This window comes from Streptomyces sp. NPDC046939, assembly GCF_040644575.1.
Taxonomy (GTDB): Bacteria; Actinomycetota; Actinomycetes; order Streptomycetales; family Streptomycetaceae; genus Streptomyces.
In genome coordinates this window covers 59,113-85,723 of the sequence record NZ_JBEYWV010000036.1, presented here as the reverse complement: position 1 = coordinate 85,723, position 26,611 = coordinate 59,113, and the positions used below count along the sequence as shown (strand labels likewise).

Below are 26,611 nucleotides of genomic sequence, written 5' to 3'. Positions count from 1 at the left end.
CGAGGGGGACGGGCAGGGCTCGCGGCCCCTTTCGGGCCCCGCCCGTTCACCGGTGGCACGCGTAACGCGGCCTCAGACCCCGCCTACGCCGCGTACAGGTCGAACGTGGACGTCCTGCGGGGTCCGGCGGTGATGTCGAGCCGAGGGTCCACCGCGAGCATCGCCTGGTGCAGGCGCTGCAGTTGCGGTGAGGGTTCGACTCCGAGTTCGCTGATCAGCCTCTGCCGGAGCCGGCGGTAGACGTCGAGGGCGGAGGCCTGCCGGCCGGACCGGTAGAGGGCCACCATGGCCTGCGAGTGCAGCCCCTCGTTGCGCGGGTGACGCGCCGTCAACTCCGTCAGCTCGGCGATGAGCTCGACGTGCCGGCCGAGTCTCAGCTCGGCGTCGATGCGCCGCTCGCTGGCGACGAGGCGGCTCTCCTCCAGCCGCATCACCTCGATCTGCAGGATCGGGCCCGCGTGCACATCGACGAGCGCGGGCCCCTCCCACATGTCGAGTGCCTTGCCCAGGCAGTGGGAGGCGCGCTCGTCCTCACCCCGGTCGAAGGCCAGACGCCCCTCAGTGACCAGGCGCTCGTAGGTGTGGACGTCGACGGCGGTGGCCGGGATCTTCAGCATGTAGCCGTCGTAGCGGGTGGCGAGGATCTCCTTGACGGATTCGGCGTGCTCCGGACCGAGCGCCTTCGCGATGAGCCGGCGCAGCTGCAGGATGTAGGTCTGCAGCGTGGTCAGCGAGCTCTGGGGCAGATTGGAGCCCCAGAGCTCCTCCATCAGGGAGGGCACCGGCACCACACGGCCGGGATACAACGCCAGAAAGGCCAGAACCTGGCGCGGCTTTCTGGCGGTCGGGACAATGGATATTCCGTTTATTTCAGCTTCCAGCGCACCCAGGACTCTTACCTGCATGTTTCCCTTCACTCCTTGTCGACCATGAAATGAATCCGAATCAAGGCCCCCTGTATCCCCTCGATAACTCCCCCTAGGATTTCTCTTCACATCGGCGACGAGCCACCTTACCCGCGCTGTCGGACACAGAACAGAAAGCGCATTACGCGGTTCGGGGCGCCCATGCAGGACGTCGGTTCAGTTTTGAAGAACCGTCGGTGATTGTCCAGGCACCGAACCACCTGCAGCCGTTGCGTCGCCACCGGACGCCGGGACGGAAGGGTGTTCAACCACGGAAACGACGCGGTTGAACCAAGCGCGAGCCGGTCGGCAGGACGAATCCGAGACAGTTCAAGTGCGGCCCGACCCTTACACAAGACCCGCAGCCTTCCGCCCGTTACCTTGTAAGCCGAGGTCGGCCTGTTCCCGATGTGATGCGAACGGGCGCGAGACAACCGGTCGCCGACCTTTTGACCGGCCGCGTTCAGAATCGGCACGAGCGGCAATTCACGGTCCATCGTGCCCTGCAACGGCGGTTGGGCCGGCCGCACCAGCAGCTGTTTACGGGAGAACGCGCCCGAACCTCAAGGAGAGAAAGTGAAAGCTCTGGTGTTGTCACGCGGGTCGGAGTCCCCGATCGCCTGCGGGCCCGCCCATGGCATCGGTAGCCCCACATGGATCGAGGTCGTCACCTCATGAAACTCCTGGTCACAGGCGGGGCCGGTTTCATCGGCTCGCATTACGTACGCGCCCTGCTCGCCGGTGAGTACCCCGGGTACGAGCAGGCCCATGTCACCGTGTTCGACGCACTGACGTATGCCGGCCGCAGGGAGAATCTGCCGACCGGTCACCCCCGTATGGATTTCGTGCAGGGCGACATCTGCGACCTGCCCCTGCTCCTCGATGTGCTGCCCGGTCACGACGCCGTCGTGCACTTCGCCGCGGAGTCGCACGTGGATCGTTCCGTGCGCTCCGCCGCGGAGTTCGTACGGACCAATGTGATGGGAACACAGACGCTCCTGGAGGCGTCCCTGCGCCGTGGCATGTCACGGTTCGTGCATGTTTCGACCGACGAGGTGTACGGCTCGACCGATGAAGGGTCATGGACCGAGGACGCGCCGCTGCTGCCGAATTCGCCCTACGCGGCGTCGAAGGCGAGTTCCGACCTGATCGCACGGGCGTACTGGCGCACCCACGGGCTCGACGTGTCCGTCACCCGCTGCTCCAACAATTACGGTCCCTATCAGTTCCCCGAGAAGCTGATCCCGCTCTTCGTGACGCAGTTGATGGAAGGGAAGCCCGTTCCGCTCTATGGCGACGGGCACAACGTCCGCGAGTGGTTGCACGTGGAGGACCACTGCCGGGCCGTGCAGGCCGTCCTCACCTCGGGCGGGCCCGGAGAGATCTACAACGTCGGAGGCGGCACGGAACACACCAATCTGGAGCTGACCGAACGTCTGCTGGCGTTGTGCGGCGCGGACCGCTCAATGATCCGTCACGTCACCGACCGCAAGGGCCACGACCTGCGGTACGCGCTCGACGACAGCAAGATCCGCGAGCAGCTCGGGTACGCCCCGCGCATCACCTTCGCGGAGGGACTGGCCGAGACGGTCGCCTGGTACAGGAACAACCCCGGGTGGTGGAAGACGGGGGAAGGCACCCGCGTCCCCGCCGGGGCGGCCGGCACCACCGGCGGCGGTGGCCTGGCATGAGCGACCGCAAGGCCCTCCTCCTCGACGAGGTCCGCAAGTATCACGCGGACCAGCAGGCCGACACGGGCTTCATCCCCGGCGTCACCGAGATCTGGCCGTCCGGTGCGGTGATCGATGCCGATGACCGGGCCGCTCTGGTGGAAGCCGCCCTTGATCTGCGCATCGCGGTGGGCAAGCGCTCCCGGACGTTCGAGTCCCGCTTCGCCAAGCTGCTCGGGCGGCGCAAGGCGCACCTCACCAACTCCGGTTCCTCGGCCAACCTCCTGGCGCTGACCGCCCTGACCTCACATGTGCGCGGAGACCGCGCGCTGCAACCGGGCGACGAGGTGATCACGGTCGCGGCGGGTTTCCCCACCACCGTGAACCCCATCGTGCAGAACGGCCTCGTCCCCGTCTTCGTGGATGTCGAACTCCCGATCTACAACACCACCGCGGAACGGGTGGCGGCGGCGATCGGACCCAAGACCCGCGCCATCATGATCGCCCACGCCCTGGGCAACCCCTTCGAGGTCGGTGAGATCGCCGCCCTGGCGGAGGAGCACGGCCTGGCCTTCGTCGAGGACAACTGCGACGCCGTGGGCGCCACGTACGACGGGCGTCTGACAGGCACGTTCGGCGATCTGGCGACCGTGAGCTTCTACCCCGCCCACCACCTGACGATGGGTGAGGGTGGCATCGTCGTGACCTCGGACCTGAAACTGGCGCGGGCGGTGGAATCGCTCCGCGACTGGGGCCGGGACTGCTGGTGCGAGCCGGGTGAGAACAACACCTGTCTCAAGCGCTTCACGCAGCAGATGGGCAATCTCCCGCACGGGTATGACCACAAGTACACGTTCTCGCACATCGGCTACAACCTGAAGACGACCGATCTGCAGGCTGGGCTCGGCCTGTCGCAGCTGGACAAGCTCGACAGCTTCGTGGCTGCTCGCCGGCGCAACTGGCAACGGCTCCGTGAGGGGCTGGACGATGTGCCGTTCCTGCTGATGCCCGAGCCGACCCCGCGCAGCGAGCCGAGCTGGTTCGGTTTCACCATCACCGTCGACCGGAAGGCACCGTTCGGCAGAGCGGCGCTGGTGAACTTCCTGGAGAACCGGAAGATCGGTACGCGCCAGCTGTTCGCCGGCAACCTGACCCGGCAGCCGGCCTGGGTGGGGCGCCCGCACCGGGTGGTCGGCGACCTCGCCAACAGCGACCTGATCACCGAGCAGACCTTCTGGGTCGGGGTCTATCCCGGTCTGACCGACGAGATGATCGATTACGTCATCGCGTCGGTCAGAGAGTTCACGAGGAGCTACCGATGACGCTGACGCTGCAGCCACGCCACGACACCGCCTTGTCCGGCCGGCTGTCGAGGTCCGCCGCCGAGCGGTCCGCCGGCTCGGGGGCGCGCACCGCCGAGGTGTCGAAGTGGCTGGCCGGGCGGCGCAACGCACACCGCTTCGCCGTGACCCGGATCCCGTTCGCCGATCTGGAGGGCTGGGCCTTCCAGCCCGAGACCGGGAACCTGGCGCACCACAGTTCGCGCTTCTTCACCGTCGAGGGGCTGCGCGCCGAGATAGGCGGGGAGCCCGCCACACGCTGGACGCAGCCCATCATCAAGCAGCCGGAAGTCGGCATACTCGGCATCCTGGCCAAGGAGTTCGACGGCGTACTGCACTTCCTCATGCAGGCGAAGATGGAGCCGGGCAACCCGAACCTGCTCCAGCTCTCCCCGACCGTTCAAGCGACCCGCTCGAACTACACCAACGTGCACCGCGGCGCGGCGGTGAAGTACATCGAGTACTTCACCCGCGCCGGGCACGGCCGGCGCGTGCTGGCCGACGTGCTCCAGTCCGAGCATGGCTCCTGGTTCTTCCACAAGTCCAACCGGAACATGATCGTGGAGACCGCCGAGGACGTACCGCAGGACCCCGACTTCATCTGGCTGACGCTCGGCCAGATCGGTGAGCTGCTGCACTGCGACAACCTGGTCAACATGGATGCGCGCACGGTCCTGTCCTGCGCACCCGTCGACTTCTCCGAGACGTCGGCGCTGCTGCCGGACACCTCCTTGCGGTCCTGGTTCACCGGCGAGCGGTCACGGCACGAGACACGCATGTCGTGCGTGCCCCTGCGCGACGTGGCCGGATGGGAGCGCGACGCGTGGTCGATCCGGCGGCCGGACGGCCGCTACTTCGAGGTCGTCTCGGTCGGTGTCGAGGCGGGCAGCCGTGAGGTGAGCAACTGGACCCAGCCGCTCTTCGAACCAACCGCGCAGGGGGTGGTCGCTTTCCTAGTCCAGCGGTTCGGCGGGGTACCGCACCTGCTGGTGAACGCCCGCGTGGAGGGCGGCTTCCTCGACACCGTGGAACTGAGCGCGACCGTGCAGTGCACGCCGGACAACTACCGGGGATCCGACGCCGCCGGCCCTCCGCCCTTCCTCGATCTCGTCCTGGCCGCCGGACCGGAGCAGGTGCGCTACGAGGCGGTCCACTCCGAAGAGGGTGGCCGATTCCTGAACGCGGAGGCGCGCTACCTGATCGTGGAGCCGGAGTCACCGATCGAGGGCGGCCTCCCGCCCGGCTTCTGCTGGCTGACACCCGGTCAGCTCTCCGCCCTCACCCGGCACGGGCACTACGTCAATGTGCAGGCGCGCACTCTTCTGTCCTGCATGACGACCGGAGCCGTGACCTGGTGACGGTGAGCCCCTGAGATGTACCGCATTCCATTCCCGTCCCACCGGAGGTTTTCCCCATGCCCGCGTTCCCGCCCCCGTCAGTCGTCCGAGCCGTCGAGAAGAACCGGGCGGACCTGCAGCGCACCTCCCGAGAGTTGGCACCGGCGCCCTTCGCGCTGCTCGAGGTGGTGATGGGCTCCATGGTCACGCAGTCCGTCTACGTGGCCGCGAAGCTCGACATCGCCGAGGTGCTCGCCGGCGGGCCGCTGCAGCCGGCCCAGATCGCCAAGCAGGTCGGTGCGGACGAGGACGCGGTGGGACGTCTGCTGCGCCTGCTGGCCGCCCACCAGATATTCGAGAAGCAGCCGGACGGCGCGTACGCGCTGACCCCGATGGCCGAAGCGCTGCGCGCGAGCCACCCGATGTCCATGCGCGACACGGCGCTTCTGATGGGGCACCCGATCCACTGGGAGGACTGGGGCCACCTCCTGGAGGCCGTCGTCACCGGCGAGCCCAGCCTTCCCAAGCTGCGCGGTATGGGCGCCTTCGAGTACCTGACGCGCAACCCCGAGTACGGCGAGGTGTTCATGAAGGGGATGGGGGCCATCTCGGAGACGGAGACGGGACCGATCCTCGCGGCGTACGACTTCTCGGTCTTCGACACCGTCGTGGACTTCTGCGGTGGCCGCGGCGGTTTGATCGCCGGCATCCTGCGGCAGGCGCCGAACGTGTCCGGGATCCTCTCCGATCCACGCGTCGAGGGGAACGGGGCGGCCGCGTTCCTGGCGGAACAGGGCGTGGACGGGCGCTGCCGCACTGTCGCCGGTGACCTGTTCGATCCGGTGGTCGTCGGCGGGGACGCCTACGTGCTCAAGCACATCGTGCACGACTGGCCCGAGGAGCAGGCCCTGCAGATCCTGCGCAATGTACGTGCCGCCGTGGAACCGGGCGGCACGCTGCTGCTGATGGAGATGGTGCCGCCCGAGACCGGGAACGACCCGCACTCCGGCAAGCTGGTCGACATGTGGCTCATGCTGCTGGTCGGCGGCAAGGAGCGCACCGTCTCGCAGTACTCCGACCTGCTCGGCCGGGCAGGGTTCGAGCTGCAGCGTGTGGTGGAGACGGCCTCCGCCGTGTCCATCGTGGAGGCCGTCGCGGTCTGACCCCCGTGCGCCACACACGATGCGGCCCCGGAGCACTGCGTGCTCCGGGGCCGCATCGTGTCCGCACCCGCGCTCAGCCGGCCGGGCCGAACCAGCGCTCGAGCGCGGCCCGCAGCCGCTTGGTGTCCCCGTCGGCCGGGGCGCCCGCCCAGGCGACGTAGCCGTCGGGGCGTACCAGCACCGCGGTGGCGCCCGCCAGGAAGCCGTGGACGTCCGCCGGCCGCGCCGTCACCGTGGCCACGGTGACCCGGCCCTGCCATGCGTGGGCCTCCTGGCGGACGTCTACGTCGTCCGCCAGGTCCAGCACCACTCCGTGGCCGGGACGGAGCAGCTGGGCGATGCTGACGGTGCCGCCGTCCGAGAGGAACTGCCGGGGCGGCATCCGGCGGCCGGCCAGCGGGTGCGGATCAATCTCACCGAAGTCGTAGCGGAGGTCGACGTGGCTGACCATGCCGGCCAAGTGCCGTTTGACGTCGTCGTACTGGATCAGCTCACCGAAGAGCTCGCGCAGCGGGGCGGATTCGGCGCCACCGAGGTACACGGTGCCTTGAGCGCGTGTGTTCATGAGCAGACGGCGTCCTGCCGCGTGCCGCTCCTCGTGGTAGCTGTCCAGTAGTCCGGGGTCGTTGTCGCCGCGGATCACAGCGGCGAGCTTCCAGCCGAGGTTGGCCGCGTCCTGGACGCCCGTGCTCAGACCCTGACCGCCCGCGGGCAGATGGATGTGGGCCGCGTCACCGGCCAGGAAGACGCGGCCGCGCCGGTACTGCGACGCCTGGCGGGTGGCGTCGGTGAAGGAGCTCACCCAGTCCGCGGTGGCACTAGAGATGTCCTCCCCGGTGATGTCCTGCCAGGCACGCGCCACCTCGTCGAAGGTGACGGTGCGTTCCCGTCCGGGCGCCGGGGCTCCGTCGGGGCAGACGATGATCCGGTCCACCCCCTCGCTCAACGGGGCGGACATGACCATGCCGCCTGCCGTGCGTTCGCCGAGCGGACGGTGGCGCAGTTCCACGCCGCTGACATCGGCCAGGTACATGCCCCGTGTGGCGTCGGTACCGGGGAAGTCGAAGCCTGCCGCCGCCCGTACCCGGCTGGCCCCTCCGTCGCAGCCCACCAGCCACTGTGCATGCAGACGTCGTTCCACACCCTGCGGGTCACGGGCCGTCAGGTGCCCACTGTCGCCGTCGAGGAAGTCGTCGTCGAGCGAGACGAACTCCCACCCTCGCCGGATGTCGGCGCCCAGCGCGCCGGCCCAGTCCTCAAGAACCCGCTCGGTGACGCTCTGCGGGATGCCGCGTGCCCCGAAGTGGGCGTCGGGCAGGACGGTGTAGTCGAACACGGTCCCGCCGAAGTGGCCCATGGGGCTCGTCTCGACCGTCTCGCCCTGGCCGAAGGCGGGGAGCAGTCCGCGTGCGTCGAACACCTCCATGGCGCGGGCCGTGAATCCGAGGCCGCGGGACTGGCCTGTGGGCTCGAGGAGTCTGTCCAGGACGATGACGCGCGCCCCGCCCAGGCACAGTTCGCCGGCGAGCATCAGCCCGGTCGGCCCTGCACCGATGACGATGACGTCGGCGTCGACCGCTGTCGCTGCCATGAGAGTTCCCTTCTGGTGATGGACGAGCCTGGTGAGGGACGAACGTGGCGAAGGCGCTGCCCGGTCCCGAGTCAGCGCGTGGCCGTATCGACGGGCGGCCCGAACCAGCGGGTCAGGGCCGCGGTAAGACCGAACTCTCCCGCGCTCGTCCAGGCCACGTGACCGTCAGGACGGACCAGGACTGCGTCGGGCAGCGCCTGCAGGGCGCTGCCGGGTTCGCCTCGGCCGCTCACCGCGGTGACGCGGCCCCGCCAGCCGGTGAGCCGGGGAGCACGCCCGCGCCCGTCGGCGAGCCGGAGCAGCAGCCCGCCGCCCTGTCGCAGCAGGGCGGCCGTGGTGACGCGGTCCCCGCCGACCCGCAGCGCCGAGGGGGGCAGGCGGGCGCCGAGCAGAGGGTCGTCGCCGCCGACGGGGTAGCGGATGTCCAGTCCGCTGATCATGCCTGCCAGGCGGGCCCGCACCTCGTCGTGGCCGATCAGTTCGGCCAGTACCGACCGCAGCGGCTCGATTTCGGGGCCGCCGAGCAGCATGAGCGCCTGGGCCCGGATGTTGGACAGCACCCTGGCGCCCACCGCGTGCCGCTCGTCGTGGTAGGTGTCCAGCAGTGCCTGACCGTTCGCGCCACGCACCACCGCGGCGAGCTTCCAGCCGAGGTTGAAGGCGTCCTGCAGACCGAGGTTCAGTGCCTGGCCGCCGATCGGCATCTGGCGGTGCGCGGCGTCTCCGGCGAACAGGACCCGGCCGTGCCGGTAGCGGGTGAGTTGCCGGGCGGCGTCACCGAATCTGTTCAGCCACAGCGGCGTACCGGTCGAGATGTCCTCACCGGTGACCTGCTTCCAGGCCGAGGAGACCTCTTCGAACGAGGGATCGCTCTCACCGTCCCGGACGCGGGTGCCGAAGGCGTGGACCATCACGCGCGTCACACCGTCCGCGCGGCGTGCCGCGATGGCGAGGCCGGCGTCCAGTCGCTCGAAACGCCGGTTGCGTACGTCTATGCCGACCACATCGGCCCGCAGGAGTTCACGAACGGCGTCCTGACCGGGAAAACCGGCGCCCACCAGGCGACGAACCGTACTGTCCTCACCGTCGCAGGCCACCACGTAGGACGCGGGGATCACACTCTCGCCGGCCGGGCCTACCGCTTGGACATGGACCCGCGCGGTGTCCTCGCCCAGGCCGACGACCTCCACACCGCGGCGGATGCGGGCGCCGGCGTCGAGCGCCCACCGCTGCAGCACGGACTCGGTGGTCGTCTGCGGCACCTTCCACTGCCCCGGATGGGAGCCCGGCAGCGTCAGGTCCATCGGTATGCCGCCGAAGTGGCCGCGCGGCTCGACCGGCGGTGAGCCGAACCGTGGCAGCAGACCACGGCTGTCGAGGATCTCCATGGTGCGCGCGTGCAGGGTCGACGCACGCGAGGCCGTGGTCGCGGCCTCACGCCGCTCCAGGACCACCACCTCGACGCCCGCGCGGGCCAACTCCCCCGCGAGCATCAGCCCGACGGGTCCGGCCCCGACGACCACGACATCGGTGGGCGGGGGGGTCGTGGCCACAGTCAGGCCTTCTGCTCTGCGAAGGACTTGGCGTGCCCGAGCGTCGCCCTGCTGTTGGTGGACAGTGCCTCGCGCACATAGGCACGGGCGTCGGCGACAGTCGCCTCCGGGCCCAGGACACGGGCGATGTTCTCGGTGTTCAGGGTCACCGTGTGCTGTGAGGACGCCGTGGTGCCTTGCGCGTTCTCCTCGAAGGTCCACCGTCCGGTGTGCAGTGTCAGCAGCGCCGGGAGTGTGACCTGCTTGTAGACGATCGTGTGGTCGGGCAGGACGACCCGGTAGGAGGCGGTGGTATGGACGGAGCCGTCCTTGGCACGGGTGTCCATCTCCAGATGCTGCAGGCCTGGAGTGTCCTCGGTCAGCCGGGCCACGGCCACGTGCGGGAGCCGCTCGGACCAGAACTGGGCCTCGTTGACGAAGTCGAAGGCGTCCTTGGCCCGCCCGTCGATTTGCACGGTATCGGTGAAGGAGAACGTCAGATCGTCGGTGTCGGCCGCGCGCGCCGCTTCGATGTTGGCCTTGAGCGCGGCCAGTTCCGCGGTGCTGTTCTTGTCGACGGCCCGCTCGATCCACAGGAGATCGTGCGGGTCGTCGTCGATCGCGGAGTAGTCGTGCAGCAGTCGCACCCTGGCCCTGTCCGCGGTGAGCGGCTCGATGAGCCAGGCGCCTCCCATGGTCGCCACCGGCGGCGCGGACACCTCCTGCCGGAAGGTGATCCGCAGGTCCTGCGGGTCCAGGGTGCGGCGTGAGGTCCAGGTCTTGGCCGCGCCGTTCGCGGTGGCCCAGATGCGGATGCGCTCCTGCCCGGCGCCGGTCGCCTCACGGTCGACGTGGATGGTCGGGGGGAAGACGCGCGGCCAGTGGACCACGTCCGCGAGCATCCGGTAGATCGCGGTGGCCGGTGCGTCGATGGTGATCTCGTGCTCCACTGCACGCTCCGTCATGACCTGTGCCTCCTTTGCTGTGCTGTCGTCCAGGAAATGGGGCGTCCGGCCGCCGCGCCCACCGGCCGCTGTGGTGGGGCGGCGGTCGGCGCGTCAGAAGTTGCCCAGGCCACCGCAGACGTTCAGGGCCTGGGAGGTGATCGAGGCGGCGGTGTCGGAGGCCAGGTAGCCGACGAGACCGGCGACTTCCTCGGGGCTCGAGTACCGGCCCAGCGGGATCTTCGCCTGGAACTTCTGCAGGATCTCGTCCTCGGAGGCCTGCCAGGCCGCGGCGTACCCCTGCCGCACCCGCTGCGCCATCGGCGTCTCGACGTATCCCGGGCACACGGCGTTCACCGTGATGCCGGTCGGGGCCAGCTCGTTGCCCAGGGCCTTGGTGAAGCCGACCACGCCGTGCTTCGACGCGGAGTACGGGGCGCCCAGCACCACGCCCTGCTTGCCGGCGGTGGAGGCGATGTTGATGATGCGGCCGCGGTCCTTGGTCCGCATGCCGCCGGTGGTGAGCACGGCACGCGTGACCCGGAAGACGCTGTTCAGGTTGGTCTCGATCACGTCCTGCCACAGCTCGTCGTCCAGGTCGGCGGTGACTCCGCCACCGGACCGTCCGGCGTTGTTGACCAGTACGTCGATGGTGCCGAAGCGCTGCACCGCGGCAGCGACGAACGCTTCCACCGAGGCGGTGTCCCGCACGTCGACGGCTGAACCGTCCACCTCGAGTCCCGCGTCGGTGAGGGTCTTGATCGTCAATTGCACATTCTCGGCGGTGCGTGCGCCAATGTAGACACGGTGGTCGGTGGCGAGCAGGCGGGCCGCGGCCAGCCCGATGCCGGAGGTGGCACCGGTCACGATGGCCACCTTGGTCGCAGGGGTCTGCGTCATGTCAGGTCCTTTCAGGCCGCGTTGCTGAGAGCGAGTTGCTCGTTGACGACCTCGATGAAGGTCCTGGGGGTGTGGGCGTCACCGAGGGCCGCCTCGTCCAGGGCGATGCCGTAGCGGCGCTCGACAAGGCCGCCGGCCTCCAACAGCGCGAGGGACTCGTAGCCCAGCGCCTCGAACTCCGTGTCGAGGATGTCGCCGTCCAGGTCGACGTCCTCGGCTTCGCCCGCGGCCTGCCGCAGGATGGTCTTGAGGTCGTCCAGGGAGAACAGGTTGCCGGCCATGGGATCGGCCCTTTCTTTCGTCGTCGAAATGCGCGGCACCTCAGTCGGCGGAGCGCACGATCATTGCTGAGTTGAAGCCGCCTCGCCCGCGGGCCAGGATCAGGGCTGCGCGTACGGGCATGCGCCGGGGCTGTCCGATGACCAGGTCCAGGGCGTAGTCACGGCAGGGGTCGATGTTCATCGTCGGCGGGACGACGCTGTCGCGGATGGCGAGGAACGCGGCCGCGAGGTCCAGGGGGGCCGCACCGGAGTACAGCCGTCCGGTCATCGTCTTCGGCACCGTCACGGGTACGCGACGATCACCGAACACCGCGTTGACCGCCTCCGCCTCGACACGGTCGGCGACGTGATCGGCGGCGCCGTCGGCGAAGACCACGTCGACCTCGGCGGGCTCCATGCCCGCGTCGGCCAGGGCCAGGTCGATCGCCTTCCGCAGTGCCGGCGGCCGGCCGCTGCCCGGGCGCGGGTCCATCGTGGCGCCGTACCCCGCGATCGCGCCGTACACCCTTGCCCCGCGCGCACGTGCGGCGTCGGCGTCCTCGGCGATGAGGATCGCACCGCCCTCGCCCGGCACGTAGCCGCGTGCGTCACGGTCGAAGGGCAGGTAGGCACGCGTCGGTTCGGCGCTGGTCGAGAGCTTTCCGGTGGAGACCTGTGCCACCCATCCCCAAGGACAGATCGAGGCGTCCATGGCCCCCGTGACGACGAGAGGGGTGCCCTTGCGGATCTGACGGCGCGCCTGCGCCACCGCGTCCAGGCCGCCCGCACCCTCACTGACCACCACTCCGGAGGGGCCCTTCATGCCGTTGCGGATGGAGATCTGTCCGCTGTTGACCGCGTAGAACCAGGCGAAAGACTGGTAGGCCGAGACGTACTGGCTGCCCTGGCTCCACAGCTTGCGCAGCTCGCCCTGGCCGAACTCGAAGCCGCCCGCGGACGAGGCGGTGATGACTCCCATGTCGAAGTCCGGTACGTCCTGCGGAGTGACGCCCGCGTCGGCCAGCGCCCGGTCCGCTGCCACCAGCGACAGCCTCGTCACCCGGTCCGTCTGCGGCAGCAGCCTGCTGGACAGATGTTGCTCGGCGTGGAATCCAGGCACCTCCCCGGCCAGTTGCGCCGGATAGGCCGAGGGGTCGAAGCGGGTGATGCGCGCGATGCCGGTTTTTCCGCCGCACGTCGCCGACCACCAGTCGGGCAGGCCAAGACCGTTCGCCGCGGCCACGCTGATACCGGTGACCACCACCTGTCCGGTCACCGCTCACTCCTCTCCGGGGAAGCCAACACCATCGCGCTCTGGAAGCCTCCGAAGCCGCTGCCGACCGTCAGTACCGCGTCGGTACGCTGCGCACGCGCGGTCAGCGGCACGTAGTCCAGGTCGCACTCGGGGTCCCGGTGGTGCAGGTTGGCCGTCGGCGGCACTACGTCGTTCTCCATGGCCAGCGCGGATGCGGCGATCTCGATCGAGCCGATGGCCCCCAGCGAGTGCCCCACCATGGATTTGATGGAGCTCATGGGGGTCCGGTAGGCGTGATCGCCCAGACTCCTCTTGACCGCGGCGGTCTCGTGGCGGTCGTTCTGCTTGGTGCCCGAGCCGTGCGCGTTGACGTAGTCGATCTCGTCGGGGTTGAGCCGTGCCTCGTCCAGGGCCACCTCTATCGCCTCGGCCATCTCCAGACCGTCGGGGCGCAGACCGGTCATGTGGTAGGCGTTGGAGCGGGTCGCGTAACCGGCGATCTCCGCGTAGATGTGCGCACCCCTGGTGCGGGCCGCCGCCAGCTCCTCCAGTACGAAGAAGGCTGCCCCCTCGCCGAGCACGAAGCCGTTCCGTGTCGCGTCGAAGGGCCGCGAGGCGGCTTCCGGGTCGTCGTGTCGCGGCGTGGTGGCCTTGATGGCGTCGAAGCACGCCATCGTGATCGGGGAGATCGGGGCATCGGAGGAGCCGGCCACTGCCACGTCCGCGGACCCCTCACGGATCAGCTCGACGGCGTAACCGACCGAATCGATGCCGGAGGTGCAGCCGGTGGAGACCACGGTGCTCGGCCCCTCCGCACCCACGGCCCACGCCACCTCCGTGGCGAAGGAGCTCGGCACCATGTGGTTGTACAGGTGCGGAACGGCGTAGGTGTGATCGACCATGTCCAGCCGGCCGCCGTCGCTGACCACCCGGTACTCCTGGTCGAGGCCCATCGTGGCGCCGACCGCGCTGCCGACGGTCACCGCGATGCGGTGCGGATCGAGTCCGGCGACCGCGAGGCCGCTGTCCTCGACCGCGTTGCGGGCCGCGACCACGGCGAACTGCGCCGCACGGTCCATCCGCCGGATCTCGTGCGGGGTCAGGCCGTGGTCGTACGGGTCGAAGTCCGCCTCGGCCGCGACGCGCGACCGGAACGGCGACGGGTCGAAGAAGGTGATGCCGCGGGTGGCGGTGCGGCCGCTGCTCAGCAGGGACCAAAAGTCCTTCCTGCCGACCCCACCGGGCGCGATCACCTCGATGCCGGTGAGAACAACGCGTCGCCCTGTCAACGGGAGGCCTCCCAGTGGTAGAAGCGCGTCGCGAGTGCGTCGGCCGGTGACCGCCAGGTCGTGGGGTCGTACGCCTCGATGAACGGCTTGAGGTCGTCGCTGATCCCGACGAACCGGGGGTCCGTCTTCGCCTGCTCGATCCGCTCCGCGCCATCGGTTTCGTCGAAGTCCTGCAGGTGGAAGTAGAGGCCCCGGTAGGAGAACAGCTGGCGGCGGCGCGTCCCCATGCGTTCAGGCATGTCCGTGGCGTCGAAAGCGGAGAACAGATCTGCCACTTCCTTGCCGGCGGCCGGTGTCATCCGGGCGACGATCAGCGTGCTGTGCATTGGGGTTGCCTCCTCGAAACGGCAGCATGGAGTGGCGCGGGGCGGCGGGCCCGCGTGCGGTGGCCGGTGACGAACCGCAGCCTCGACCGTGCGGCCTGGCGGTAGCGCCAGGCACGGGGGCTGCCGGAGTACGGCCTGAGTCGCGCTGGGGAGATACCGGCCGTGTACGGCTCACACCGCCCGAAGGCCGTGCTGCGGGCGGTGCGAGCCGTGCGGAGCCTTCCTAGGCGTCGGCGGAGCGGGTGAGCACCACGCGGTAGGTGTTGGAGTCGACCGACGTGACGAGGTCCCTCACGCGGGCCTCGGCCTTCTGCCGGTCGGGCGACTGCTCGGACTCGGGCAAGCCGCGGTAGGCGTCGTACGCCTCCTTGCTCTCCCACTGCGAGTAGAGCACCACGAACGCCCCTTCCACACCGCGGGCCCGCAGCCCCTTGAAGACCGACAGCGAACGGAACCCGGGAACGGAGGCGATGTCCTCCTGCTTCACGCTGAGGACCTCGATGAGCTCGTCCTGGTCCTCCTGTGCCACTCCGAAGACGGTGATGGCGGTGTAGTCGTCGCGCTGCGGATCGACGTCCACGACGCCGCCCAGCGACGGATGGGTCACCGTGTGGACGATCTCGTTCTGCAGCAGCCGGATCGACGTCGTGATCTCACCGAAGACCGGCAGCGTACGGTGCTTGAACTCCTCGCCGGCGTACCGGTTCTCCAGGTCCACGCTGCTGCGCCACTGAATGAGGTTGGCCGTTCCGGGGCTGTCCACGCCGGAGTGCACCGTGCTCGACATCCAGCCCTCGTACGCCGCGGCCTGAACGATCTTGGTCATTTCCTGGATGAGGGTGTCCTGCTTCTCGGGTGCGTCGGTCGTGAAGAGGTTGAGAACCGTCAGGTGCTTGTCCTGGGTGGTGATGGCAGGCATCGATGCAGTCACTTTCTGTGTGAGACGGAATGGGGCGGAGCAGAGCCGGCCGCTCAGGCCGCGGCCGGTCCGAACCAGCGGGCGAGGGCGTCGGTCAGCGTGTCGGTGCCCTCGTCGGGGCTCCCTGCCCAGGCGACGTAGCCGTCGGGGCGCACCAGCAGTCCGGCGGCCGGTGCGCTGTGGTCGAAGCGCTCCACGGTGACCGTGTCGACCCGGTCCTCCCAGGCGGAGGCGGCTTTGGCCAGCTCCCCCGTGAGGTCGAGCAGAACCCCGCGGCCGGCGTGCAGGAGCGTGAAGACCGTGGTCTCCACGCCGTCGACCACGATCTCCCGGTCGGGCAGACGCCGGCCGAGCAGCGGATGGTCGCCCTCCCCGACGTCATGGCGTATGTCCAGGCCGGTGACCATGCCCGCGAGATGGCGCTGCACGGACTCGTGGGCACCGACCAGCTCGGCGAAGACCTCACGCAGAGGGGTCATCTCGTCGCCGCCCAGGTACAGCAGCCGCTGTGCGAGGGTGTTGGTCAGTATGCGCGCGGCGACGGGGCGCCGCTCGCTGTCGTATGTGTCGAGCAGTCCCTCGGGCGCCAGGCCCTTCACCTGCAGGGCCAGCTTCCAGCCGAGGTTGACGGCGTCCTGGATGCCCGCACTCATCCCCTGCGCGCCGATGGGCAGGTGGGTGTGGGCGGCGTCGCCCGCGACCAGCACCCGGCCCTTGCGGTACGTGGCGGCGAGCCGGCTGACGTCGGTGGTCGAACTGACCCACAGCGGACGCGCCCCTGTCAGGTCGTCGCCCGACAGCCGCTCGAACGCCTCCCGGACCTCCTCGAAGGTGATCGCCTGTCCGGCCGGGCGCAGTGGCGCGGCCGCGTCGAAGTAGATGATGCGGCTGCGCTCGGGACCGATCGGAATGACCATCACCATGCCGCCCGGTACCCGCTCGCCGCTGAAGCGCGGTCGCAGCCGTACCCCTTCGACGTCGGCGAAGCGCAGCTCGATGGCGGGTTCGGTGCCTGGGTAGTCGATCCCCGCGAGGCGGCGGACACTGCTGCGGGCTCCGTCGCAGCCCACCACGTAGCGCGCCGCGATCTCCCGTTCGCCCTGGGCGTCCACGGCCCGCACCCGTACCCCGTCGGCATCGGCCTCGAGCCCCGTCACCTCGGCACCGCGCTGCACCCGGGCGCCCAGTTCAGCCGCCCAGCCGGCCAGCACCGCCTCCGTGCGCGACTGCGGTATGCCCCGCGCACCGTAGGAGCCGCCCTCGATCACCTGGTAATCCAGCGGAACCCCGCCGAAGTGACCTGCCGGAATCACCTGAACATCTCCGAAACGCTTCGTCAGAGCACGCTGGGAGAATTCTTCTATAGTTCGCGCGGAGAACCCCAGGGCGCGCGAGAACTGCATCGGCTCGGCAAGTTTTTCCAGGACCGTTACCGAAACTCCACCGAGCCTCAATTCCCCTGCGAGCATGAGTCCAGTGGGGCCCGCCCCCACAATCAAGACGTCTGTGTCAAAGGAGTTCATCTGCCCTCTCCTCGCTTGAGTCCGACAAGTATTACGACGAGAAACGCGCAGCGTAAACAGTGTTCAGCAGAGCTGCTTCAGTTACGGCGAAGACCGATCGGGGCGGCCGGTGGCATGATTTCCGTTATGACCTTCACCCGCGCAAGCGATGACTCTCCCGCCTATATCGGAGGCTCGGATATCGAGTCCCGGATCCGTGTGGCGGAGCTTTTGGACCGCTATTTGGTCTCGCTCGACCAGCAGGTCCTGGACGCCGACTGGGCCGCCGCCTTGTTCACACCGGATGCGGTCGTTGCCTTTCCGATCAGCCGGCACGAGGGCCTCGCCGGGATGGCCGAGTACCACGCGACGGCTCTGTCGGCGTTCGCCGCCACCATGCATCTCGGCTCGCCCGCCGTTGTCGAGGTCCACGACGACACGGCGACGCTGCTCGCCAACCTGATGTCCACTCATGTTCCGCACGGCGCACAGGAAGACGCCTGTCAGCTCTTCGTCACGGGGACGTCGGTCCACGGCCGGGCCCGGCACACGCCGCTGGGATGGCGACTGTCGGAGCTGGACTTCCGGCTCGTATGGTCCCAGGGCATCCCGCCGGGCAGGGCCTAGCGCGCGGTGCCGCGTCAGACGTTGAGGCTCAGCACCCGGTCCACGGTGATCTCGATGACGACCCGGCCGGGCCGGTCGGGCGGCGCCGACCAATACCGACGCGCATACCTGCTCACCCCTTCGGCCATCCGCCCGGCATCCCGCGTCACGTGTGCGGTGCCTTCCAGCGTGACCCACGAGAAGTTGTCCACCTGGCACAGGGCCACGCGGCCGCCCGGTGCGGCGAGCACGTTGCGTGCCTTGCGCGAGGTGTCCACCGTCAGCACCCGGGCCAGACCCGACCGGGCGTCCCAGGTGAAGCGCACCGGTGCAACGTGGGGTGAGCCGGTGGGCCGCATCGTGGTGAACGCCGCCACGAACCGTGCGTCGTTCAGAAACGCTTCGACCGACTCGGACACCGTCACGGGAGCAGAGTGCGGCAGAGGGAGCGTCATCTCCTGAGCGTCCTAACTCTCGGTGGTGTCCGACTGCTGACGCGCCGCACTTGTCACGGCCGACCGGACTGCCGGCACCGGGCTGGAGGTCACCGGCCGGCCACACGGCTGTGTGTGACCGTACAGCCGTGGACGACCACGCGAAATGGCCGTCCAGCGGGGCTCCACCAGCGTTCGAACGGGGCGCCGGGGCCTTTCGGCCCATGGGTCGAAAGGCCCCGGCCGTGCGGGACGGGCGAGTCGGGGGATGTGCCCGCTCGTCCCACGGCTATGGGGCAGGCCCAGCAGCGAGTGCCTACCCGTGCGGGGTGCAGGAGCGCGGTGTGCACGTCGTGGCGCTTGCCGTGCACACGCGTTTGCCTATGTGCTGTTTCCGCAGTCGGTTACGTGAGCGGGCTCCTGCCCGTCATCACCATGACGGAGCAGAGCCGAGGAAGGTAACAACATGCCTGAGACCAGCCCGACCGACCCCGTGGCCGAGGCGTTCGAATCCCAGCGCGACCGGATGCGTGCGGTCGCCTACCGCATCCTCGGCTCGCACGCGGACGCCGAGGACGTGGTCCAGGAGGCGTGGCTGCGGCTGTCCCGACAGGACAGCGAGACCATCGACAACCTGGCCGGCTGGCTGACCACGGTTGTGGGACGAATCAGCCTCGACATCCTGCGCTCGCGCCAGTCACGCAGGGAGGCCTCGTACGACGACCGCCTGCCCGAACTGGTGATGGCGCTCGACGACGGGCCTGCGCCGGAGGACGATGCCGTGCTCGCCGACTCCGTCGGCCTCGCGCTCCTTGTCGTGCTGGAGTCGCTCGGCCCCAGTGAGCGGCTGGCGTTCGTGCTGCACGACCTCTTCGCCGTGCCGTTCGAGGAGATCGGCACGATCCTTGGCAAGTCCACCGCGGCCTCCAAGATGCTCGCCAGCCGGGCGCGCAAGAAGGTGCAGGCGACGCGTAGTACAGGAGGTGACGAGCGGGAGCAGCGGCAAGTCGTCGAGGCGTTCTTGGCGGCGAGTCGGCACGGTGACTTCGAAGGGCTCCTGCGGGTGCTCGACCCCGAGGTGAAACTGGTCGTCGACACCCCGGTCGGCGTCGTCGTCACCATCGGCGCCGCCGAGGTCGCCGCCGGTGCCCGGCTGGCCTCGAGCGCCGCTACGCGCGGGCGTCCGGTGCTGGTCAACGGGTTGCCCGGGGTCGTCTCGTGGAACGAGGAGGGGCAGCCGCTCTCGGTGCTCGCCTTCACCGTCTCCGATGGCCGGATCACCCGTATCTCGGCCGTGGTCGACCCGGCCAAGCTCGCGCTCGTGGATCTGCCGGACCCGGTGTGACCGCGCGCCGGGAGCACGCCCGGCAGGGCGTCTCCCGGCGGGCGCGTGCGTTCAGCAGGCCGCGTGGACGAACGCCTTGAACAACGCCTCGATCTCGGTGCCGCCCTCCTCGGCGTGCGGCTGGAAACCGACCAGGAAGCGCGCTCCGGGATCCTCCACCGCCTCGATGACACCGTCTTCCCGCGCCCACCCGGTGGCGCGGAGCCCCGTGCCCAGTTCGGCGACGCCCTGGTGGTGGTGGCACTGGCCGGTGGTCGACTCCCCCAGAGCGGCCCCGAGGACGGAGTCCGGTGCGACGGTGATGTCGCGCAGCGTGTGGCGTCCCGGCACGGCCGGACCGTGCGCCGGCAGGTGCTGATGCAGCGTCCCGCCCCTGGAGACCGTGATCACTTGCAGCCCGCGGCAGATGCCGAGGACGGGGATGCCGCGCCGTTCCGCGAGCGTGAGAGCGGCGAAGTCCGAGGTGTCCCGCAACGGGTCGGGCGGAAAGGTGTGCGGGTCCCGCGCGGCCCCGTAGCGCGCGGGGTCGATGTCGGCGCCGCCGGTGATCAGCAATGCGTCGGCCAGTGCCATCACTTCCTCGACGGCCTCGGGGATCGGCGGCAGCAGCAGCGGTGCACCGCCGGCCTCCTTGACCTTGCTGAGATACGCCCAGGGCTGCACCGCGGCCGGGACGGCACCCCAGACACCCCAGTTCGCGGTGGCCGCGTCGGCTGTGACCGCAACAACTGGCCTCTTCACTGACAGGCCCCCTCCATCCGATGCTCCGTGTGCACCGTGACTATCCCGAGAGGGCCGGAGGTGTTCAAGCTTGGCTTTCCGCAGTTGAACACCGGCGCACCTGTACGCCGTTGACTGATTCCGTCCGGGCGCAGGAGTATTGCGCTCCCTGGCGAACGATCCGGTACGTGACCGATTCATCACCTCACGGGAAGACCACGACATTCCATGAAGTTTCTCTTCATTGCCGGTGGCAGCTCGGCAACCGTATTCACCATATCGCCTCTGGTCACAGCGCTCCGGAATTCCGGTCATGAGGTACTGGTGGCCGCCAACGAACCTCTTCCGGACGTTGCTGCCGGAATTGGGCTCCCTTCAGTGTCCATCGTCCCTCAGCCGGTATTCCATTTCATGCGGTTCGACCGCTCGGGCCGGCCGACGGAGCCGCCCAGGGACGCGCGCGAGAACATGCTGCACACCGGCCGGGCCTTCGGCAGGATGGCCGCCGCCGGCCTCGACGCCTTGCGGGACATCGCACGGGACTGGCGTCCCGACGTGGTCGTCGGCGGCTCGATGACCTACGCCGCGGGGCTTCTCGCCGCCCACCTCGGAGTGCCCTACGTGCGCCAAGCCTGGGACGTGGTGCCCACCGACGGCGCCGACCCGGGGGCCGAGGAGGAACTCAGGCCCGAGCTGGCCGAGCTGGGACTGACGGGCCTGCCCGTCCCGGCACTGGCCATCGACGTCTGCCCGCCGTCGCTGCGTCCTTGTCTGCCCGCGTCGGCGACAGCGGGGGAACAGCTCATGCGCTGGGTCCCGGGGAACGGCCAGCGCCGCGTCGAGCGGTGGATGTTCACCCGTCCCGCCGGCCGCCGCCGCGTGGTGATCACTACGGGCACCCGGGCGCTCGCCTTCCAGTCGGCGAACGCCCTGCGCAGTCTCGTGGACCAGCTGGCCCGCACCGGTGCGGAGGTCCTCATCGCCGCGCCCGAACAGGTCAGCGAGAAGTTCGGTGATGAGCTCGAGGACGTCCACATCGGGTGGCTCCCCCTCGACGTGGTCGTCCCGACCTGCGATCTGCTGGTCCATCACGGGGGCGGCGTCACCGCCATGACCGCCATGAACGCGGGAGTGCCGCAGCTGATCGCACCGGAGGCCTCCTACATGGAGATCGTCGCGCGAGCCCTGTCCGACTTCGGTTCCGGGATCGCCCTACCGACGCAGGCGGCGGACCAGGACCAGACCGAGGCGATCATCTCCGGGTGCCAGGAGATCCTCTCCGACAACCGGTACGCGCGCCGGGCGCGCATCCTGTCCGAGGAGATGGCCGCGCTCCCCACCCCCGCAGAGGTGGCACACACCGTGGAGAAGCTCGCTACCGCCTGAACGACGGGGGGAGCGCCCGGACGTCCGGGCGCTCCCCCCGTCGTTCACCGGGCCAGGAAGGCGAGCAGCTCGCGGCCGACCAGATCCGGGTCGTCCTCGGCGAGCCAGTGCAGGGAGTTGTCGACGCGCACCATGCGCACATCCGTCGCGATGCCCGACAGCTGCTCCTTGACCTGGTCGAACTGCGTGGGCGCCGCGAGGGCCAGTACGGGCGTCGTCACCTTGCCGTACCCCTTCAGGTCCTCGATGTCCTGGTGGTACGCCTGGTAGTAGCCGTTGGTCGCTCGGATGCCCTCCGGCGTGTCATAGGCTCGCGCGTACACGGCGCGGTCGAAGGGCGTGACCGCCCCCTGGTCCCTGAGAGAGTTGCTGTACAGCCAGTCGATCAGGTACCAGCCTCGGCCGGCGAGAAGCTGCTCCGGCAGGTCGCGCACCTGGTTGAAAGCCATCCACCACATGTTGAAACCGGTGTTCGGACGGCGCAGCATCGGCCTGCTGTAGTACGTCTCGTCGGGGTGGACCACGTCGAGCAGCACCAGACTCCGGGTCGCCTCGGGGTGGTTCGCGGCGAAGCTGAAGCCGACCATCGCCCCCATGTCGTGTCCCACGATGTGCGCGCTGCCATACCCCAGCGCACGGATGAGTTCATGCACGTCGCGCGCCATGTTCTTCTTGGAGAACCCGTCGGAGGGTTTCAGCTCGTCGGGAATTCCTATGCCCCGGTGGTCCACGGCGATGACCCGGTAGTGCTCGGCGAGCTGCGGCATGATCTTCCGGTAGGCCCACCACGTCTCCGGCCAGCCGTGCAGCAGAACCACGGGATCTCCGCTGCCGCCCACCACATAGTGCAACCGCACGCCGTTCACCTCGGCGTGCTCACTGCGGAAATCACCGCCCAAGGACGAGGCCAGTTCCGCGTCGTCAGGCACGTCGACGGGCCGCGAGGATTGTACCGACATATTCACCACCCACTTTGTGTCGCATTCTTTCGAACGGGTCTCATGGTGGCACCGCTCGACCGCTAACGCGGGCGCACTTGAACACCCGTACACACTCGACGCGTTCACCGGTCATTGTCATGCTGAGGCGCCGGTAAGTGCCGCGAATTGCCTTTCCATCACTTTCGAAGGGAATTTCCATGCAAAGACTCGCAGGCAGAACAGCACTGGTCACCGGAGCAAGCCGGGGCATCGGACGCGGCATCGCACGCCGGCTCGCGCGGGACGGCGCGCTCGTGGCCGTGCATTACGCGTCCGGTGAGGCGGGGGCCAAGGAGACGGTCGCGCAGATCAACGAGGAGGGCGGGCAGGCGTTCACGGTGGGGGGTGATGTCTCGGAGGCCGGGCGGATAGCGGAGCTCTTCACGGCGCTGGAGGAGGAGCTCCGGCAGCACACCGGCTCGGCCACCTTGCACATCCTCGTCAACAATGCGGCGTACGGCGGGCGTCCCACGCTGCCGGAGGATGTCACCCCCGAGCTGCTCGACCGGTACCTCACGGTGAACGCGCGGGCTCCCTTCCTCATCGCCCAACGCGCGCTGGAACTCATGCCGTCCGGTGGCCGGATCGTGAACATCTCCTCCGGGATCACCCGTAGTGCGCAACCGGACATGATCGCCTATGCGCTGTCCAAGAGCGCCGTCGACCAGTTGACCCTGCATCTGGCCCGCCACGTCGCCGGCCGCGGCATCACGGTGAACAGCGTCGCTCCGGGCCGTACCGACAACGGGAGCCCGGTCTTCTCCCAGCCGGCCGTCGTGGAGCGTATGGCCGGCCTCTCGGCGTTCAACCGGGTCGGGCAGGTCGAGGACATCGCCGACGTCGTGGCGTTCATCGCCTCCGACGATGCCCGGTGGATCACGGGCAGCGTCATCGACGCCACCGGTGGCTCGCTCCTCGGATGAGGGAACGGGCCGGGGCCGCAACGGCGTTGGTCGTTGCGGCCCCGGCCCGTTCGCCCGGTTCACGCCGGGGTACCGAACCACCGTTCCAGGGCGGTGCGGAGTTTGCCCTCCCCCGGACCGACCCAGGCCACATGACCGTCCGGGCGCAACAGCACCGCCTCCGGTGCCCCGCCCGCCTCGGCCTGACCCCAGGAGCCGGTGAACAGATCGACCCGGTCGGCCCAGCCACGGACCAGCTCAACAGCCTCCGCTCCGGTCTCCCCCGCCCCGGTGGCGATGAGGACACCGCGCGCGGGATGCAGCAGCTCGGCCACCCGGGTGCGGCTGCCGTCCGCTCCCGTCAGCTCCAGCGCCGGGTCGAGGCGCCGCCCCGCCAGCGGGTGATCGCCGCCCTCCACGTCATAGCGGACGTCTAGGCCGCTGACCTGGCCGGCGAGGTGGCGCGCTGCTTCAGGGATCTCGACGAGCTCGCGCAACACCTCGCGCAGCGGCTCCATCTCCTCGCCGCTGAGGTAGAGCAGCGACTGGGCGAGGGTGTTGCGGATCAGCTCCTCGCCGACGGGGTGCCGTTCGTCGTGGTAGCTGTCCAGCAGACCGTCGGGGGCCCAGCCATGCACGGTGGCGGCGAGCTTCCAGCCGAGGTTCACGGCGTCCTGCAGCCCGACGCTCAGTCCCTGGGCTCCGAGCGGGGCGTGGTCGTGGGCCGCGTCCCCGACGACCAGGACACGTCCACGCCGGTACTGGGCGGCCTGGCCCGTGGCGTTGGTGAGGGCAGTCATCCAGCGGGCGGAAGCGTGGTGGATGGACTCGCCCGTCATGCGTTGCCAGGCATCGGCGACCTCGGTGAACGTGAGGTCACCGACACCGTGACCGGGGCGAATGCCCGGCTCATGGATGACGATCCGGTCGACGCCCGGCTCCAGAGTGACGGACAGCACCATGCCGCCGCCGGGGACCCGTTCGCCGATGGGTCGCATCCGAAGACCGGCCCCGACGACATCGGCGAGGTACATGCCGCGGGTGGCGGCGAGCCCGGGGAAGCCGATGCCGGCGAGGGCGCGCACGGTGGAGCGGGAGCCGTCACAACCCACGAGGTATGCCGCCGAGTCCTGGCCCCGGCCGTCGGGTCCCTCGTAGTCGATCACGACCCGGTCGTCGGTCTCGGTGAAGCCGGTCACCTCGAAGCCGTGGCGGACGGTGGCGCCGAGCCCGGTGCACCACGTCCTCAGCAGCTCCTCGGTACGTGATTGGGGCAGCCCCATGACGCCGAAGTGGTTCTCGGCCAGCTTGCCGAAATCGATCCGTACTCCGCCGAAGTGACCCTGCCTGCCCCATGTGAACTCGCCGAGCCGGGCGAGCAGGCCACGCTGGTCGAGTATCTCGGCGGTCCGTCCGGTGAAGCCCAGCCCTCGGGACTCACCGGTGGGGGCGGGCAGCCTGTCGTAGACGACGACATCCACGCCCGCCAGCCGCAGTTCACCGGCGAGCATCAGTCCGACCGGCCCGGCGCCGACAATGATCACACCCTGGGACATACACACGCTCCTGTCAGATATCTGGGGGCACTTGCCGCGGCCGGGCCTCGCCGGACCGGGACCGCGATGGGCGGGGTCAGGCGGCCCGGACGGCCGCACTAGGCCGGCCGAACCAGCGCTCGAGCGACTCGGTCAGGCTGTCGTCACCCGGCGCGGCCCAGGCGATGTAGCCGTCCGGCCGCAGCAGGACCGCCGGCGGGGGCGTCATGCCGCCGACCTCGTCCTCCCAGGTCCCGACGACCGGGTCCACACGGTCCTTCCAGCCGTCCGCGGAGCGCAGCATCTCCTCACGTGCGGCGCCGGCCCCACCGACGACCAGCACGGGCCTGCCCTCGTGCAGGAGTTCGGCGACGCGCACCCGGCCGCCCCCGGCGCGTCGCAGCACCAGGTCGGGCGAGAGCCGCAGCCCGGCCATCGGGTGGGTCGCGGCGCCCATGTCGTAGCGGACGTCGAGGCCGCTGACGATGCCGGCCAGGTGGCGCGCCACCTCCGGGATGCGTACCAGTTCGCCCATCACCGCACGCAGCGGCTCCATCTCCTCGCCGCTGAGGTACAACCGCGTCTGGGCGCGGGTGTTGCGCATCAGCATGCGGCCCACCGGGTGCCGCTCGCTGTGGTACGTGTCCAGCAGCCCCTCAGGGGCCCAGCCCGCGATGTCGGCGGCGAGCTTCCAGCCGAGGTTCACCGCATCCTGCACTCCGACGCTCATGCCCTGGGCCCCGGCCGGCATGTGGATGTGTGCGGCATCCCCGGCCAGGAACACGCGACCGGCGCGGTACGCGGAAGCCTGCCGGGTGGTGTCGGTGAACGAGCTGATCCAGCGGACCTCGGCCCGGTGGATGGATTCGCCGGTCATACGCTGCCAGGCATCCGCGATGTCGGTGAAGCGCAGCGTGCTGCGGTCCTCGTGGGGGCGCAGGTTTTCGTCGTGGATGACGATCCGGTCCACACCGTTCTGCAGATCGAAGGCCATCACCATGCCGCCCTCGACGCGTTCGCCGATGGGCCTCGGCCGCACCCCGCTGCCCACCAGGTCGGCCATGTACATCCCGCGAGTGGCACCCCATCCGGGGAAGTCGATCCCGGCCAGGTTCCGGACCATGCTGCGGGCACCGTCGCAACCCACCAGGTAGCGCGCGGTCTCCTCGCCGGTGCCGTCGGGGCCGGCGAACCGCACGGTGACGTCGTCCGCGTCCTGACGGAATCCGGTGATCTCGTGGTTCCGGTGCACAGTGACGCCCAGTTCCCGCAACCAGGACTCCAGAATCTCCTCGGTCTGGAACTGCGGAATTCCCCGGACGCTGAAGTGATTGTCCTCGAGTTTCCCGAAATCGATACGGACCCCGCCGAAATGGCCTTGGGCCCACTCGACGTCGCCGAATCGGTCGAGCAGTCGCCGCTGATCGAACACCTCGGCCGCCCGGCGGGTGAACCCCACGCCCCGAGACTCGCCGCTGGGCGCCGGCAGCTTCTCGTACACGGCCACGTCTGCGCCACCGAGCCGTAGTTCACCTGCGAGCATCAGCCCGACCGGCCCGGCGCCGACGACAATCGCGTCCTTGGTCACTTTCCAACTCCTCGTACGGAAAACCTGATGCGGGGCGATGGGGCTGTGTTTGGCAGGAACGATAACCGAACATCCGCGTGTTCAACCGGGTACTGATCCCGGTTGAACATTTCTTGTGCGCAGTTGAACACCCGTCGTGCTGTTGTAGCGTTGGCTCGCTCCATCGACAGCCGGCAGTTTGC

At 69.3% G+C, this 26,611-nt stretch carries 24 protein-coding genes; 8 read left to right on the top strand and 16 right to left on the bottom strand.

The genetic code is table 11. The annotated features are described in order from the left end of the window. Nucleotides 1-83 precede the first annotated feature (83 nt). A complete protein-coding gene (locus tag ABZ877_RS31880; protein WP_361078338.1) occupies nucleotides 84-905 on the bottom strand; it encodes an AfsR/SARP family transcriptional regulator in 822 nt (273 codons plus the stop codon). 674 nt (nucleotides 906-1,579) lie between these two features. Here ABZ877_RS31880 and rfbB point away from each other — a divergent pair. Genes rfbB through ABZ877_RS31860 form a run of 4 tightly spaced genes read left to right on the top strand, consistent with a single transcriptional unit; the run spans nucleotide 1,580 to nucleotide 6,415 of the window. Further along, entirely contained in the window at nucleotides 1,580-2,596 is a 1,017-nt protein-coding gene (rfbB, locus tag ABZ877_RS31875) for a dTDP-glucose 4,6-dehydratase (protein ID WP_361078335.1), read from the top strand. Continuing rightward, nucleotides 2,593-3,897, top strand: a complete 1,305-nt coding sequence (rfbH, locus tag ABZ877_RS31870; protein ID WP_361078332.1) for a lipopolysaccharide biosynthesis protein RfbH — start codon at nucleotides 2,593-2,595, stop codon at nucleotides 3,895-3,897. Before rfbB ends, rfbH begins: the two co-directional genes overlap by 4 nt. Then, nucleotides 3,894-5,273 carry an NDP-hexose 2,3-dehydratase family protein gene (locus ABZ877_RS31865; RefSeq protein WP_361078329.1) on the top strand — a complete coding sequence of 460 codons (1,380 nt, stop codon included), beginning with the start codon at nucleotides 3,894-3,896 and terminating at the stop codon, nucleotides 5,271-5,273. Before rfbH ends, ABZ877_RS31865 begins: the two co-directional genes overlap by 4 nt. A 56-nt stretch (nucleotides 5,274-5,329) precedes the next feature. After that, the gene (locus tag ABZ877_RS31860) at nucleotides 5,330-6,415 is read left to right on the top strand and encodes a methyltransferase (protein ID WP_361078326.1); all 1,086 of its coding nucleotides are present in this window, start codon (nucleotides 5,330-5,332) and stop codon (nucleotides 6,413-6,415) included. A 73-nt stretch (nucleotides 6,416-6,488) separates the two neighbouring features. Here ABZ877_RS31860 and ABZ877_RS31855 read toward each other — a convergent pair whose 3' ends face one another. The 10 genes from ABZ877_RS31855 to ABZ877_RS31810 all read right to left on the bottom strand — a co-directional run bounded on the left by ABZ877_RS31855 (nucleotide 6,489) and on the right by ABZ877_RS31810 (nucleotide 16,954). Further along, nucleotides 6,489-8,006: an FAD-dependent monooxygenase gene (locus ABZ877_RS31855; RefSeq protein ID WP_361078324.1), complete on the bottom strand. Its 1,518-nt coding sequence runs from the start codon at nucleotides 8,004-8,006 to the stop codon at nucleotides 6,489-6,491. Nucleotides 8,007-8,077: 71 nt separating this feature from the next. Further along, entirely contained in the window at nucleotides 8,078-9,559 is a 1,482-nt protein-coding gene (locus tag ABZ877_RS31850; RefSeq protein WP_361078321.1) for an FAD-dependent oxidoreductase, read from the bottom strand. Between the two features lie 2 nt (nucleotides 9,560-9,561). After that, the gene (locus tag ABZ877_RS31845) at nucleotides 9,562-10,503 is read right to left on the bottom strand and encodes an aromatase/cyclase (RefSeq protein WP_361078318.1); all 942 of its coding nucleotides are present in this window, start codon (nucleotides 10,501-10,503) and stop codon (nucleotides 9,562-9,564) included. Between the two features lie 93 nt (nucleotides 10,504-10,596). Further along, nucleotides 10,597-11,382 carry an SDR family NAD(P)-dependent oxidoreductase gene (locus tag ABZ877_RS31840; RefSeq protein ID WP_361078315.1) on the bottom strand — a complete coding sequence of 262 codons (786 nt, stop codon included), beginning with the start codon at nucleotides 11,380-11,382 and terminating at the stop codon, nucleotides 10,597-10,599. A gap of 11 nt (nucleotides 11,383-11,393) precedes the next feature. Then, a complete protein-coding gene (locus tag ABZ877_RS31835) occupies nucleotides 11,394-11,663 on the bottom strand; it encodes an acyl carrier protein (RefSeq protein WP_361078312.1) in 270 nt (89 codons plus the stop codon). A 40-nt stretch (nucleotides 11,664-11,703) separates the two neighbouring features. Continuing rightward, nucleotides 11,704-12,918, bottom strand: coding sequence for a ketosynthase chain-length factor (locus ABZ877_RS31830; RefSeq protein WP_361078309.1), 1,215 nt, complete (start codon nucleotides 12,916-12,918; stop codon nucleotides 11,704-11,706). Further along, complete coding sequence (locus ABZ877_RS31825) at nucleotides 12,915-14,186, bottom strand: beta-ketoacyl-[acyl-carrier-protein] synthase family protein (RefSeq protein WP_361078306.1); 1,272 nt, start codon at nucleotides 14,184-14,186, stop codon at nucleotides 12,915-12,917. Before ABZ877_RS31825 ends, ABZ877_RS31830 begins: the two co-directional genes overlap by 4 nt. Further along, entirely contained in the window at nucleotides 14,183-14,512 is a 330-nt protein-coding gene (locus ABZ877_RS31820) for a TcmI family type II polyketide cyclase (RefSeq protein WP_361078304.1), read from the bottom strand. The genes ABZ877_RS31825 and ABZ877_RS31820 overlap by 4 nt, the downstream gene beginning before the upstream one ends. 223 nt (nucleotides 14,513-14,735) lie before the next feature. Then, nucleotides 14,736-15,431 carry an antibiotic biosynthesis monooxygenase family protein gene (locus ABZ877_RS31815; protein ID WP_361078302.1) on the bottom strand — a complete coding sequence of 232 codons (696 nt, stop codon included), beginning with the start codon at nucleotides 15,429-15,431 and terminating at the stop codon, nucleotides 14,736-14,738. 53 nt (nucleotides 15,432-15,484) lie between these two features. After that, complete coding sequence (locus ABZ877_RS31810) at nucleotides 15,485-16,954, bottom strand: FAD-dependent monooxygenase (protein ID WP_361078299.1); 1,470 nt, start codon at nucleotides 16,952-16,954, stop codon at nucleotides 15,485-15,487. Nucleotides 16,955-17,080: 126 nt separating this feature from the next. Between ABZ877_RS31810 and ABZ877_RS31805 the strand changes: the two genes are divergently transcribed. Continuing rightward, nucleotides 17,081-17,560 (top strand): nuclear transport factor 2 family protein, encoded by a 480-nt coding sequence (locus tag ABZ877_RS31805; RefSeq protein ID WP_361078297.1) that lies wholly within the window; start codon nucleotides 17,081-17,083, stop codon nucleotides 17,558-17,560. Between the two features lie 14 nt (nucleotides 17,561-17,574). Here the strand turns inward: ABZ877_RS31805 and ABZ877_RS31800 are convergent, their stop codons facing one another. Next, entirely contained in the window at nucleotides 17,575-17,898 is a 324-nt protein-coding gene (locus ABZ877_RS31800; RefSeq protein ID WP_361078385.1) for a pyridoxamine 5'-phosphate oxidase family protein, read from the bottom strand. Nucleotides 17,899-18,439: 541 nt separating this feature from the next. On the opposite strand from ABZ877_RS31800, the gene ABZ877_RS31795 reads away from it, so the two are divergent. Then, complete coding sequence (locus ABZ877_RS31795) at nucleotides 18,440-19,318, top strand: sigma-70 family RNA polymerase sigma factor (protein WP_361078294.1); 879 nt, start codon at nucleotides 18,440-18,442, stop codon at nucleotides 19,316-19,318. Nucleotides 19,319-19,369: 51 nt separating this feature from the next. Here the strand turns inward: ABZ877_RS31795 and ABZ877_RS31790 are convergent, their stop codons facing one another. Then, nucleotides 19,370-20,059 (bottom strand): type 1 glutamine amidotransferase, encoded by a 690-nt coding sequence (locus ABZ877_RS31790; protein WP_361078291.1) that lies wholly within the window; start codon nucleotides 20,057-20,059, stop codon nucleotides 19,370-19,372. Nucleotides 20,060-20,266: 207 nt separating this feature from the next. Here ABZ877_RS31790 and ABZ877_RS31785 point away from each other — a divergent pair, with 207 nt between their 5' ends. After that, nucleotides 20,267-21,424: a nucleotide disphospho-sugar-binding domain-containing protein gene (locus ABZ877_RS31785; protein ID WP_361078288.1), complete on the top strand. Its 1,158-nt coding sequence runs from the start codon at nucleotides 20,267-20,269 to the stop codon at nucleotides 21,422-21,424. Nucleotides 21,425-21,468: 44 nt separating this feature from the next. Here the strand turns inward: ABZ877_RS31785 and ABZ877_RS31780 are convergent, their stop codons facing one another. Then, nucleotides 21,469-22,383 carry an alpha/beta hydrolase gene (locus tag ABZ877_RS31780; protein ID WP_361078285.1) on the bottom strand — a complete coding sequence of 305 codons (915 nt, stop codon included), beginning with the start codon at nucleotides 22,381-22,383 and terminating at the stop codon, nucleotides 21,469-21,471. A gap of 179 nt (nucleotides 22,384-22,562) precedes the next feature. On the opposite strand from ABZ877_RS31780, the gene ABZ877_RS31775 reads away from it, so the two are divergent. Next, nucleotides 22,563-23,327, top strand: coding sequence for an SDR family oxidoreductase (locus ABZ877_RS31775; RefSeq protein ID WP_361078282.1), 765 nt, complete (start codon nucleotides 22,563-22,565; stop codon nucleotides 23,325-23,327). A gap of 59 nt (nucleotides 23,328-23,386) precedes the next feature. On the opposite strand, the gene ABZ877_RS31770 is transcribed toward ABZ877_RS31775, so the two are convergent. Next, nucleotides 23,387-24,862 carry an FAD-dependent monooxygenase gene (locus ABZ877_RS31770; protein ID WP_361078279.1) on the bottom strand — a complete coding sequence of 492 codons (1,476 nt, stop codon included), beginning with the start codon at nucleotides 24,860-24,862 and terminating at the stop codon, nucleotides 23,387-23,389. A 76-nt stretch (nucleotides 24,863-24,938) separates the two neighbouring features. Beyond that, entirely contained in the window at nucleotides 24,939-26,429 is a 1,491-nt protein-coding gene (locus tag ABZ877_RS31765) for an FAD-dependent monooxygenase (protein ID WP_361078276.1), read from the bottom strand. Nucleotides 26,430-26,611: the final 182 nt, after the last annotated feature.